Origin of the sequence: Chryseobacterium sp. StRB126, assembly GCF_000829375.1 — a bacterium.
GTDB lineage: Bacteria > Bacteroidota > Bacteroidia > Flavobacteriales > Weeksellaceae > Chryseobacterium.
Genome location: NZ_AP014624.1, coordinates 3175026 through 3188083, shown reverse-complemented (window position 1 = coordinate 3188083; position 13058 = coordinate 3175026). Strand labels below are relative to the sequence as shown.

Annotated in this window: 11 protein-coding genes; 9 read left to right on the top strand and 2 right to left on the bottom strand. The window is 33.7% G+C overall.

Annotated elements, in window-relative coordinates; genetic code table 11:
* The first annotated feature begins 64 nt into the window (after positions 1-64).
* The 7 genes from CHSO_RS14415 to CHSO_RS14385 all read left to right on the top strand — a co-directional run bounded on the left by CHSO_RS14415 (position 65) and on the right by CHSO_RS14385 (position 7079).
* Positions 65-469, top strand: a complete 405-nt coding sequence (locus tag CHSO_RS14415; protein WP_045497269.1) for a hypothetical protein — start codon at positions 65-67, stop codon at positions 467-469.
* Position 470: 1 nt separating this feature from the next.
* Positions 471-881: a hypothetical protein gene (locus CHSO_RS14410; RefSeq protein WP_144428927.1), complete on the top strand. Its 411-nt coding sequence runs from the start codon at positions 471-473 to the stop codon at positions 879-881.
* Positions 882-938: 57 nt separating this feature from the next.
* Positions 939-2117: an acetyl-CoA C-acyltransferase gene (locus CHSO_RS14405; protein ID WP_045497262.1), complete on the top strand. Its 1179-nt coding sequence runs from the start codon at positions 939-941 to the stop codon at positions 2115-2117.
* Positions 2118-2223: 106 nt separating this feature from the next.
* The gene (locus tag CHSO_RS14400; protein WP_045497259.1) at positions 2224-3714 is read left to right on the top strand and encodes an MFS transporter; all 1491 of its coding nucleotides are present in this window, start codon (positions 2224-2226) and stop codon (positions 3712-3714) included.
* Between the two features lie 263 nt (positions 3715-3977).
* A complete protein-coding gene (locus CHSO_RS14395) occupies positions 3978-4904 on the top strand; it encodes a mevalonate kinase (protein WP_045497256.1) in 927 nt (308 codons plus the stop codon).
* Positions 4905-4915: 11 nt separating this feature from the next.
* Complete coding sequence (locus tag CHSO_RS14390) at positions 4916-5845, top strand: UbiA family prenyltransferase (RefSeq protein ID WP_045497253.1); 930 nt, start codon at positions 4916-4918, stop codon at positions 5843-5845.
* A 64-nt stretch (positions 5846-5909) separates the two neighbouring features.
* Complete coding sequence (locus CHSO_RS14385; protein ID WP_045497250.1) at positions 5910-7079, top strand: proline dehydrogenase family protein; 1170 nt, start codon at positions 5910-5912, stop codon at positions 7077-7079.
* Positions 7080-8022: 943 nt separating this feature from the next.
* Here the strand turns inward: CHSO_RS14385 and CHSO_RS14380 are convergent.
* Positions 8023-8559 (bottom strand): helix-turn-helix domain-containing protein, encoded by a 537-nt coding sequence (locus CHSO_RS14380; RefSeq protein WP_045497248.1) that lies wholly within the window; start codon positions 8557-8559, stop codon positions 8023-8025.
* Positions 8560-9530: 971 nt separating this feature from the next.
* On the opposite strand from CHSO_RS14380, the gene CHSO_RS14375 reads away from it, so the two are divergent.
* Positions 9531-10640 (top strand): M14 family zinc carboxypeptidase, encoded by a 1110-nt coding sequence (locus tag CHSO_RS14375; protein ID WP_045497246.1) that lies wholly within the window; start codon positions 9531-9533, stop codon positions 10638-10640.
* A 192-nt stretch (positions 10641-10832) separates the two neighbouring features.
* Here CHSO_RS14375 and CHSO_RS14370 read toward each other — a convergent pair whose 3' ends face one another.
* Complete coding sequence (locus CHSO_RS14370; RefSeq protein ID WP_084220997.1) at positions 10833-11348, bottom strand: DUF4920 domain-containing protein; 516 nt, start codon at positions 11346-11348, stop codon at positions 10833-10835.
* 142 nt (positions 11349-11490) lie between these two features.
* On the opposite strand from CHSO_RS14370, the gene CHSO_RS14365 reads away from it, so the two are divergent.
* A complete protein-coding gene (locus CHSO_RS14365; protein WP_045497244.1) occupies positions 11491-12903 on the top strand; it encodes an APC family permease in 1413 nt (470 codons plus the stop codon).
* Positions 12904-13058: the final 155 nt, after the last annotated feature.

The window sequence follows — 13058 nt, the reverse complement described above, 5'->3', positions numbered from 1 at the left end:
TATTTGTTTGATAACAGATGATTTGGAAATGTGTTTTTTTTCGTATTTTGGCACTTTAGTAAATATGAAAAATATTCAATTATTAGGATTGTTATTAGTGGTTGTAGGAAGTTTTCTGCCTTTAGTACATGTACCTATCATAGGAAACTGGAATTATTGGAAACTAGACCATTATTTGGCTATTGCATGCTGGATTCTTGCTGCATGTGCAGTCTTTGGAATTGTCAATAACAGTGCTAAAATCGTAAGGTTTTTTGGCATCCTGCTTATTCTTTTATTTGCATTCACTTTAGTGGCTGTTAAATTACAGTCTTTAGATTACTTCAGTTTTTTACCCTTTAAATCATGGAGAGAAACTTTTGCAGGAATTGTGAAACTGAAGTGGGGCTGGATAATAGAATTTTTAGGAGCCTTTCTTATGGTTTTTGCAGGAAATAATAAAAAAGTAAATCAACGAACTCAAATATAATATGAACCTTTTAAAAGTATCTTTAGCTGGGGTATTATTGTTGATGGCTGCACAGGCCAAATCTCAGAAAACAGAGCAGAAAAAACCGGATAATCCGACGAAATGTACCAATATAAAAGAAGGAAAGTTTCTAAGGGCTAATTACCCTGAATCTATCTGGCACATGACTATTAAAGATAATATTCAGACTGAATATTTTAACAATGGGAAAGATTACATAAAATCTACGTTGGTTTTTATTGATGATTGCAATTACAAGTCAATCGTTATAGAGAAGTCAGATAAGAATGATCCCGTACAGATTGGAGATGTTTTCAATAATCAAGTGGTAGCCACTCAGGACAATCTGTTGAAGGTTAGTACAAAGATTGAAGGCACTCAATTCAATATTGTGTACATAAAAGTAAAATAAATTGAATTATAAAGATGAAGCTCAGGCTTCGTTTTGGCTAAAATAAAAATTATATACATGAAAGAAGTATTCATTGTTTCCGCAGTAAGAACCCCTATGGGGAGTTTTATGGGAAGTTTGTCAACAGTTCCGGCTACTAAATTGGGAGCTACTGCTGTAAAAGGAGCATTAGATAAAATTGGTTTAGATCCTGTTAATGTACAGGAGATTTATATGGGGAATGTGCTACAGGCAGGAGAAGGCCAGGCGCCGGCTCGTCAGGCAGCTTTAGGAGCAGGTCTTTCTATCAATACCCCTTCCACTACAGTCAATAAAGTATGTGCTTCAGGAATGAAAGCTGTAACAATGGCTGCACAGGCTATCAAAGCTGGTGATGCAGAAGTAATTGTTGCCGGAGGTATGGAAAATATGTCTTTGGTTCCTCACTATTATAATGCAAGGGTAGCTACAAAGCTGGGAGATATCAAAATGTTGGATGGTATGGTACTGGATGGTCTTACAGACGTATACAACAAAGTACACATGGGAGTATGTGCAGAGAAATGCGCAGTTGATTATAACATTACAAGGGAAGATCAGGATAACTTTGCCATAGAATCTTATAAAAGATCTGCAAAAGCTTGGAGCGAAGGAAAATTCAACGACGAAATCGTACCGGTTTCTATTCCACAGAGAAAAGGAGAGCCTGTAATTTTTGCTGAAGATGAAGAGTATAAAGCAGTAAACTTCGACAGAATTACAACCCTTCCAACAGTTTTCAAGAAAGAAGAAGGAACTGTAACGGCGGCTAACGCATCGACATTAAATGATGGAGCATCTGCTTTAATCCTTGTTTCTAAAGAGAAAATGGAAGAACTAGGATTAAAACCATTAGCAAAGGTTGTTTCTTACGCTGATGCAGCACAGGAACCTGAGAACTTTACCACTGCTCCTGCTAAAGCTTTACCTATCGCTCTTAAAAAAGCAGGATTAGAAATATCAGATATCGATTTCTTCGAATTTAATGAAGCTTTCTCGGTTGTAGGGTTAGCTAATAACAAAATCTTAGGATTAGACGCTTCTAAAGTAAATGTAAACGGTGGAGCGGTAGCATTAGGACACCCACTAGGAAGTTCAGGTTCAAGAATCATTGTTACATTAATCAACGTATTGAAACAAAATAATGCCAAATACGGTGCTGCAGCTATCTGCAACGGAGGTGGAGGTGCTTCTGCAATCGTGATTGAAAATATCTAATATTCTGTTTTAGAATATATTACCATTAAGGAATCGATAATTTTTTTAAAAACTTATCCTTTTCTTAATGGTTTTTCTATTTTTGTGCTACTAATATTTATTTGAAATGTCTGAAACTGAGAATCGACAACCCAACAACATAAAAAATAATCCGAAGATTATGAAAGCTTGGGCTGTATATGACTGGGCAAACTCTGTGTATTCCCTGGTTATTACTTCCACCATTTTCCCCATTTATTACTCTATTCTTACTACTGCGTATGAGAAAAAAGAATTTGTGACGGAAACAAAAAAATGGATTGATGTCCCGGTGAGGCATTCGATCAAAATCTTCGGAAACCAATACCAGCCGGATGCCGTGTATGGATATTCATTAACCATCTCATTCTTTATCGTAGTATTATTGTCTCCGTTTTTATCTTCGTTGGCAGATACTATCGGAAATAAGAAATCATTTCTACAGTTTTTCTGTTACCTGGGAGCAACGTCCTGTATGGGATTAGCGATGTTCACAGGAATGCATAATGTATTTCTGGGGCTGTTATTCAGTATTACAGCAAGTGTCGGCTTCTGGGGAAGTTTGGTCTTTTACAACTCTTTCCTTCCCGATATTGCAACACCGGATAGACAGGATGCTCTTTCTGCAAGAGGGTACGTTTATGGATACCTCGGTTCGGTAGTGCTTGTTGTAATTTGTTTAGTATTAATTCAGATTTTTGCAAAAGGAGCAGCGCAACAGTTATTATTTACAAGAATAAGTTTCCTATTGACCGGCGCATGGTGGTTTGGGTTTTCTCAATATACCTTTAAGCACCTTCCTCAATTTGGAGATGTAAAAGAGAAGCTGCCTAAAGATCTTGTATTATTAAACTATAAAAATATCTTTAAAAAACATGAAGAACAAGGTGGATTCTTTGAAGTGTTAAAAGATAACATGAGCTTTTACAAGGATATTGCCAAAGAAAGTTTTCATGAATTGTATAAAGTAGGTGGAGAACTTTTTAAGGATAGAAACCTGAAGTTCTTCTTATCCAGCTTTTTCTTTTACAGTGTCGGGATGCAGACGATTTTCCTTATGGCTACCTTATTTGGAAAAAGTGAGATCAATTTAGCTCAGGATAAACTGATTGGAACGCTTTTAGTAATCCAGATTGAAGCTATTATAGGAGCGGTGATTTTCTCAAGATTATCAAAAAGAATAGGAAACAGAAACGTAATTTCAATCGCTATTTTCTTATGGATTATTGCTTGTATTTGGGCATATTTCCTGAACAAGGAAAATCCAACAGTAGAATATCAGTTCTATGGAGTAGCAGCCGTAGTAGGATTGGTAATGGGAGGTCTTCAGGCGATGTCCAGATCTACTTACTCTAAGTTGCTTCCGGAAAATTCTATGGAAAACACTACTTATTTCAGTTTCTATGATGTATTGGAAAAAATCGCGATCATTATTGGTACTTTCATTTTTGCTACATTAATTGAGCATTTTAATAATATGCGAATTGCAGCTTTGTCCATGACATTGTTCTTCGGCGCAGGATTGATATTAATCCGATTCCTGAAGGTGAAAATGAGACAAGACAGAGAAACATTATAAAAACAAAAAGGCGTTATTTTTAACGTCTTTTTTAATGGATAAAAAAGAATAGAGATTATACCCTTAAAGAGAAATATTACATTAAAATAATCCCATGTTGATAAGCAATGGATTTTATCTTTTAAATTATGTTTAATTATCATTTTTTTTTCGTAATTTTAATAGAAGAACTGAAGAAAGTAAAATAGAAGACAATTCGGCCTGAGTTTTGCTTATATTCAGCGGAATAATTTTTAACTTTGCAAAAAAGATTTATTGTCAATATGACCAACCCTTTATTTTATGCAAAAATAATCCTGTTTGGAGAATATGGAATGATTGAAGATTCCCAGGGGCTTGTAGTACCTTACAGCTTCTATAAAGGAGCCTTAAAATTTTCAGACCTGGCTTCAGAATTTGAGCTTAATTCTAACAGACATCTGCAGAAATATTCAAACTATCTTACTACGCTTGATCTTTCTGATGATTTTACGTTGGATATTGAAAGCTTCAAAAAAGATATTTCAAAGGGACTTTTCTTCGATTCCAATATTCCACAGGGCTATGGAGTAGGAAGCTCTGGAGCTTTGGTTGCTGCTATTTTTGAAAAATATTCAATTAGTAAACTGAATCCGGAAAATATCTCTAAGGAAAATCTTAAAAAATTAAAGGCAGTTTTCGGTGAAATGGAAAGCTATTTCCATGGAAAAAGTTCAGGAATGGACCCATTGATCTGCTACATGAACCTGCCTATACTTATCGAAAATAAAGAAAATTTAGACAGAGTATCCATTCCTGAAGGACAAGAAGGAAAAGGAGCTATTTTCCTGATTGATTCTGGAATTACAGGAGAAACAGGACCTATGATTCAGATCTTCTTTGAAAAAATGAAGACAGAAGGTTTCCGTAAAACGCTGAAAGAAGAATTTATCCGTTACAATAATGCTTGTATAGAAACTTTCCTTAAAAAAGATATGAATCCTTTCTTCAGAAACCTTAAAAAACTTTCTCATTGGGCGTATGAACATTTTCGTCCCATGATCCCTGAAAGTATTTTTAACATCTGGAAAAAAGGTCTGGATTCCAACGCTTATTACTTAAAACTCTGCGGAAGCGGTGGTGGAGGCTATATTTTAGGCTTTACCCAGGACTACGAAAAAGCAGAAAAAATGCTTGAAGGTTTCCAAAAAGAAGTGATTTATAGATTTTAAACAGGTTGGAAATGAATTCTGAAAAAGAAACTTTCCAATCCAAAAGATATATCTCAAAATCTCTATATTACAGATTTTCACAATTCGTGGGCTTTTTACTTGGAGCCCGTTTTTTTGTGGCTGCTCTCTTGACATTTGCCCTATATGTATCTACTTTTTTTCTGTTTAATCAGGAAGAATCTTTCAGAAACTTTGTCTTTGATTTTAAAGTGCACGGGATTATTTTCTGTACTGTTCTTACCATTTTAGCAGGCGGAATTATCAATCAGTTTTATGATCTGGAGAAAGACCATATTGTAAAACCTTTTAGAACCAGGATTCAAAGCTTCATCAAACAGAAGTATTTTTTATATGCTTATCTGGGATTAACTGCCATTTCATTAGGAATAGCCTGGATAATTTCCCATAACGTTTTCCTCTTTTTTGTGGTGTATCAGTTTTTTATGTGGCTGTACAGTCATAAATTAAGCAGGATATTAATACTGAATAACCTCACTTTTGTAAGCCTTACTCTGTATCCTTTCTTTGGAATGATGGTGTATTACGAAACTTTTTCCAAGAAGGTTTTTCTGATGGCTGTTTTTCTTTTTCTAATCCTTTTATGTATTGATATTGTAAAAGACACCCTTACCAGAAGTGTAGATAAAACGTTTGGGTATATCACTATTCCCAATTATTTTAAAAGTAGAAACACAAAGATCATACTTATATCTTTACTCCTGATAACAATGGGTGTTTCTATGAAAATTATTACTAAAACCGGAGTCACTGGATTTATGACTTACTATTTTGCGGGAACTCTATTTGTAATGATTATTTGTATCTATCTCTTTTTAAATTCCACCAGGAAAAGCAACTTTCTCACTCTTAGCATATTACGTTTATGGGTTTTTGTAGGAATTATAGCAATGCTTTTAAACGGAATTGAACATAAATTATAATAAAAATTCTTTAAATAAACTAAGGTTATTATTACCTTTGCGTAACTAAATTTAATAAATAGGAATGCCCATTTTTAATGATACTAAAGTTGCATTTGCAGATAAGACAGATGCACAGTTGAGAAAGGCTTACTGGATGTTTAAAATGATTGAACAGCCCGCTCTTACCAGCCTTGGAACATCCGTTCTTAATTTTACAGTACATAACAACTTTCCATTCGTTACCGGAATTGTAAAAAGCACTTTGTTTGAGCAATTCTGTGGTGGAGAAACCCGTGAGGAAAGTATGAAGGTTGTAAAACAGCTTTTCAAAAGAGGAGTTGGAAGTATTTTTGATTATTCCATTGAGGGGAAAGAAGATGAAGAAACTTTTGATGCAGTATGTAAAGAGATTAAAGATATCGTGAGGTTTTCTGTAGGGAATCCAGCGATCCCTTTTATCGTATTCAAGCCTACAGCATTTGGAAGTATAGATTTGTATGAAGCAGTTGGAAAAGGGGCAGAGCTTACAACCAGCCAGAAGGAAGAATGGGAGAGAGTAGTAAGAAGATTTGATGAAGTATGTGCTCTTTGCTATGAAAATGACAAAAAAGTAATGGTGGATGCCGAAGAAACCTGGATGCAGGATTCCGCAGACCAACTTTGTGAAGAAATGATGGAGAAATATAACCAAGAGAAACCTATCGTTTGGAACACCATTCAGATGTACAGAACGGGAAGGCTTGAATATATGGAAGCAAACCTTAAGAGAGCAAGAGAAAAGAACTATTTTATCGGTTATAAGATTGTTCGTGGAGCTTATATGGAGAAAGAAAGAGCCAGAGCAGCTGAAAAAGGATATGCAGATCCAATTCAGCCTACTAAAGAAGCTTCAGATAAGAACTATAATGCCGGAATTGACTTTGTGATGAACCATTTGGATAAAGTATCCGCGTTCTTTGGAACTCACAACGAAATCTCTTCTGAATTGATTATGGATAAAATGAAAGCCAAATCTTTGGAAAATGGTAATCCACACGTTTATTTTGGACAGCTTTACGGGATGAGTGATAATATTTCCTTCTACCTGTCTGATAAAGGTTATAATGTGGCTAAATATCTTCCGTATGGACCTGTAAAGGATGTTGTGCCGTATCTTACAAGAAGAGCCCAGGAAAACACCTCTGTAGCCGGACAGACCGGAAGAGAGCTTGGACTTATCAAAAAAGAACTGGAAAGAAGAAAAAAACAATAATAATTGTTATATAATTAAAGGAAAGACCCGCAGAAATGTGGGTCTTTTTATTTGAGTCATTTTAATAAAATTGCCGTATTTATTGTAAATTTTTCAATTTGTTTAAAATATGTAATATTAGTAATTAAAGATTAAATTTTGGTTAACGTTAATCATTTATTAAAATAATTTAATTTTTATTGTTGATTTAATTTTTAATTTCTATATTTGATAAAATTATAAAAAACTAATGCATGAGAAAAAATTATCTGCCACGGTTCTAGTTTAATGTGACAGAATTATCCGGTTCCGGAAGAGATTATATCCTCAGAATAGATTCGTTAAAATGGCTTCCATGTATTAGTCAATGCGTAATGAAAGAGGTTAAATGACCTCAGAATTTCCCTGAATTTTAAAAATAAATAAAGCAAATAGCTTTAGTTTTCTTCTTCAAATATTTTTTAGCCTGGCCACTTTCCTTGGTCAGGTTTTTTAATAATTTCACTTAGAAATAGTGCATTTATTTCGTCTTTGTTCTTTCAAAATATTAGAATTATTCTATGAAATTTTAGGTTCAAAAAACTCTTATTTATAATTTTTCAGAGCAATTATTCTCTCGCAGATCGAGGAGATTTACGCAGATTTTGAATCTACATAATTTGCAAAATCCGCGTGAGAAAATGTAAAGAAAAAGAGAGACTTTATTACTAAATAAGCTATAGGATCTTAGTAAGAATCGATGAAGTTAACTCCCTATTAGCACCCTTAAAACTACATCATTATTTTACTACTAATGCACGAATAAAAATCATTCGTGCATTAGTGGCGATTAAATATCTAGTATTCAATTTTACAATCAATAAGCGTTGTGGTAAATTAAAATTACCAATAGAAATTTTGGTTTTTAGTTTTAAATATATTCTCGGAATAATTTTTTTCAGCTATAAACTATGAGTGTTTTACCCTAAGGTTCAAAACTCTCGAATTTTCCATTTTCATAGAACAAAACAATACGTTTTATTTTATTAGTTTGATTTCCAATAACTTGACTTAATATTTCTTCAGGTGAAGTTTCTAATCGCTGAGAATCTAATATTTTTTCTGAAGCTTTATCTTGGGGCGGTATAACCGATTCTCCATAAGACGCCAGAGGAAGTTCTTTCTCTGTTTCATCCACTCCGAATTCATCATCTTCATTTATCATGGTGAAAAGATCGGGTAGAGGTGTCGTTCTTATCTGGTCCTCTTCAGCCTGTTCTTCCTGAATTTTTGTTTCCGATAATTCTGATCTTAGCATTTCACCTTCACCGGTAACCAGCCAATCCCAAAGAAGTTCTGGGAATCGAGATTTTATTTTTATGATAAACTCCAGTGACGGTTTATTTCTTCCGGATGTAATATGCGAAATGGAGGAACGCTGTACATCAATCTCATCTGCAAATTCAGAAGGGGTAAGTCGGGAGTACTCTATAACTTTTGAAATTCTTTCGTTTAAACTCATAAAAATAAGCTATTAATTATTTTACAAATGTAACTCATAAAATTTACAAAAGCAAAATACAAATGTAAATAACTAAAACTTTCTTTAATATACAAATGTAATCCGTCTATAATGTATTATTATATAAGCTTTTATGTGTAAATTACAAATGTACTTTATGATGATATAAATTAAATTGATTCAATAATAAAATTCAATAATGGGTTCATATTTTGGGTAAACAACCTTTAAGAAGAGATTATAAATGTAAATTAGGGCGGGTAAAAGTCTATTTTAGGCGAGTTATTTTTCCTCTTTAGCTATTTACAATGTTAATTCTGGATATATTTAAAAATAGATCACTAAATCTCTAAAACATGGGTTATATAAGCTTATAATAGCGGTTTTAATTAATGTACATAAGTAAATTACTTTTGTAAACATTCATTTTACAGTAATTTTCGCATTACTTACGGCTATATTTCTTCTGCTAAACAAAATTAATTTTCAGCTAAGTTTTAAAGCTCTTTGAAATATCAATTTGAATTCAGAATCTGGTAATTTTTTAAGTTTCTCTTTGTTTTACATTTGTATAAAAGCATAAACAACTGAGTTTTCCACAATGTATTTGTTTAAAAAATATATGCCCATTTGGCTTAAAACAAGCATTTATCTACTTCAAGTGTTCTTACAAATAGTATTGAGATGAATTCTGTAACTAACTGAATTTATGTTATTTAAATATTGTTAATTAAATTATTCGCAATCCACAATTTTATCAACAGACAATATGTCTATATGTATTGTTTAACAATGTTACGTATGTTAATCGTTTAATAATGGATAAAATTCTTTATTTAACTTTTGTAAATTATTTTTTGTTTACAAAAATCTCTTGACTTTTCTCTGTTTTTATATTATTTACAAATGTTAATATTTATTTTATGCCTTAAAATGGTTAAATTTGATTCCAGTAAATTATTTTTCCAGCAATGAACTTTGAACATATTTATTCTCCAGCCTCTGATTTCTCTAATCGCTATATTTCCCCTGAAAAATTATTTTCTTACCTACAAGCTAATCTCAGCGATTACATTCAGGAGATCGGAACATCTTATTTAGAGAAGCCTATTTATCAGTTAAGCATCGGAACCGGAAACATTCAGGTATTGGCCTGGTCACAAATGCACGGAAATGAATCCAATGCTACACACGCCATGCTTGATCTTTTAACAAGTCTTGATAAAGCTCCCGAAATGAAGGAAGATTTATTCAGTAAAATCAGACTGGACTTTATCTTTATGTTGAACCCTGACGGATCTGAAAAATGGACAAGATTAAATGCCGTAGATATTGATCTTAACCGCGACTTCCATAATGAGGCAAGCAAGGAGATTAAGTTTCTGAAAAAAGCAGCCGCTTCAAAGAAATATGATTATGCACTGAACCTTCATGAACAAAGAACCATTTTCACCACAGATGGTATTCATCCGGCTACTCTTTCCTTCTTAGCTCCTTCTGAAAATGTAGAACGTACCGTTACAGAAAACAGAAAAAAATGTATGGCTGTTATTGGGAGTGTTTATAACCATTTAAAGGAAATGATCCCTAACCAGATCGGGAGATATTCTGATGAATTTTATCCAACTTCTACAGGTGATAATTTCATCAAGGCAGGAATGCCTACCATTTTATTTGAAGGTGGACATTTTGTAGATGACTACACAAGAAAGGGAACCAGAAAATATTATACGATCGCTTTATATTATGCACTGAAAGCAATTAGTGAATTGAACTCTGAGATTACAGGATGGGAAACGTATCTGGATATTCCGGAAAACAAAGAAACCCATTATGATATTATCTATAGAAATGTAAGACTGAATACAGAGCATGAATGTATTTTAGATATTGCCGTTCAGTATAGAGAAATGAAAGAGGATGGGAAAGATGAAATTTCTTTTGTTCCTTATGTGATGGAAGCAGGAGATGTGAAGAAAAGAAAAGGCTGGCTGGAAGTAGACTGTACAGGGAAGAAATTTATTTCTACCCATAAATATCCGAAGCTGGATTCAGTAGTGGATTTTACAATAGAAGACTAATAATTTCGGCAACCCAACGGGTTGCCGAAATTATTTTTTATATATTTCTAAGAATAAAAATCAAATAGAAAATAGGAGCTAAATTTTTTCAAAAATGCGAAATATGAATTTATCTATTTCCTAATTTTTAAAATTTGCGTAATCTGCAAAATCTGCACGAAATTTTAATATTTAATTGAATCTTTAAAAACCTTAGTGTACGACCTTAATTCCACTTGCCAAAAATCTGATTTCTTCCTTAGGCTGTACAATAGCATCAATTTCAGATTGAGGTTTTTTAGCATCTTCAGCATAATGTTTCTGCTCATCCACGGAAATTACTTTTCTTTCAGCATTTCCTTCCAGAACTACATTTTTACCTTTTAAAGCTGTAGGAACAAAGAAGGCATAGTCTTTCATTTTTACAAAAAACTGTGAGTTATCATCAGTCTGAATAGTCAGCCAGCATCCCTTTTTCTCACAAACATCGGTCACCTTTCCTTTGATAGCTACATTTTCAAGTTTTTTATTTTCTTTTTTAAGCTTCTTGCCCAGCTTGTCTACTGTTATTGCTTTAGACTCTATGGTCGTTGCAACGCCTGCCCCATAAGTATCACCTACCAAAGCATTTCCTGCCGGTGGTGAAAATTTCTTTTGTGATGTCTCTTGGGCAAACGCCAGTGTAGAAGCACTTACAGCTGCTGCAAATAGAATAGCTTTAAATTTCATGTTTAATATTTTTTTCAAAAATACTAATTAATATTGAATCATAAGTCGATAAAATTTGATAATAAACAGGTGCTTGTGTGAATTTTTAATAAAATTCAAAATGAAAGGTAGATTTGTTTATATTTGATACCTATACTTGACTATGCATAAAAAACTGAAACTATGGGATGCCATTATGCTTGTAATGGGCTCTATGATCGGAAGTGGAATATTTATCGTAAGCGCTGATATGATGCGTAATCTGGGCTCCGGTTACTGGCTGATTGTTGTCTGGATCATCACAGGAATAATGACAGTAGCTGCAGCCATAAGCTATGGCGAACTTTCTGCCCTCTTTCCAAAGGCTGGCGGACAATACACCTACCTGAAAGAGATCTTCGGTAAAAGAATGGGATTTCTTTATGGTTGGGGGCTGTTCACTGTGATACAAACAGGAACAATTGCTGCCGTGGCAATGGCTTTCGGTAAATTTACAGCCTATCTGATACCATCACTTAATGATGCTGCTCCTATTTTCCAAAGTGGAGAATTTAAAATTACATGGATACAAATTTTAGCTATCGCAGTTATCCTTTTGCTTACTTATATTAATACAAGAGGCGTAGAAAGTGGAAAGTTTTTACAGAATATCTTTACAGGATCTAAAATTTTAGCTTTATTAGGATTGATTGCTGCAGGATTTATTCTGGTAGATTTTTCTCATTTATCTGAAAATTTCAACTTGGGAATGGATTCTTTTAGTAATCTGAAAAAGGATCTGAGTGGAAATTTTCTGAAAGAAGGCTGGGAGCCTATTGGGGGAATGACTTTGATGGGGGGGATTGCTGCTGCCATGGTAGGATCTGTTTTCAGCTCTGTAGCATGGGAAAGCGTAACGTTTGTTTCCGGGGAAATTGAAAACCCAAAGAAAAATGTAGTAAAATCAATGATCTACGGGACTTCTGCCGTGATGATTTTATATATAGCTGTTAATTTTGTGTATTTAAATGCTCTGGATAGAGACAGTATTGCCTTTGCTACTAATGACAGGGTCGCTGTAGCAGCGTCACAAAATATTTTTGGAAGTGCAGGAACCATTATTATTGCTGTGCTAGTAATGATTTCCACTTTCGGATGTGATAACGGATTGATCTTGGCTGGTGCAAGAGTTTTTCAAACAATGGCCAAAGATGGTATGTTCTTTAAATCTGCAGAAAAAAATAATAAAAATGAAGTGCCGGAAAATGCATTGTGGATGCAGGGAATCTGGGCTTCTTTACTATGTTTGAGCGGACAGTACGGAAACCTGTTGGATATGATTTCGTTTGTTATTGTTCTGTTCTATATGATTACAGTTTTTGGAGTTATTTATTTAAGAATTAAGCAACCTACTTTAGAAAGACCTTATAAAACATGGCTATATCCTGTGACTCCTATCATATATCTTATTATAGGAACTGTTTTCTGTATCCTATTATTAATATACAAACAGCAATACACCTGGCCGGGATTTTTACTGGTATTGCTAGGACTTCCGGTATACTATTTCATCAATCGGAGAAAAACAGATCAATAGAGTAACATAATGAATATAATACAGATAATGGTTTCAGGGCTTTCAATTCAGTTTGAAGGCCCTGGTTTTTGAATAATATTTTAATTTATTATAACAATTATTTAGTGAAAATGTGTATTTTGGTATTTCGTTTTTAAGTAAACGAAACCATGAAG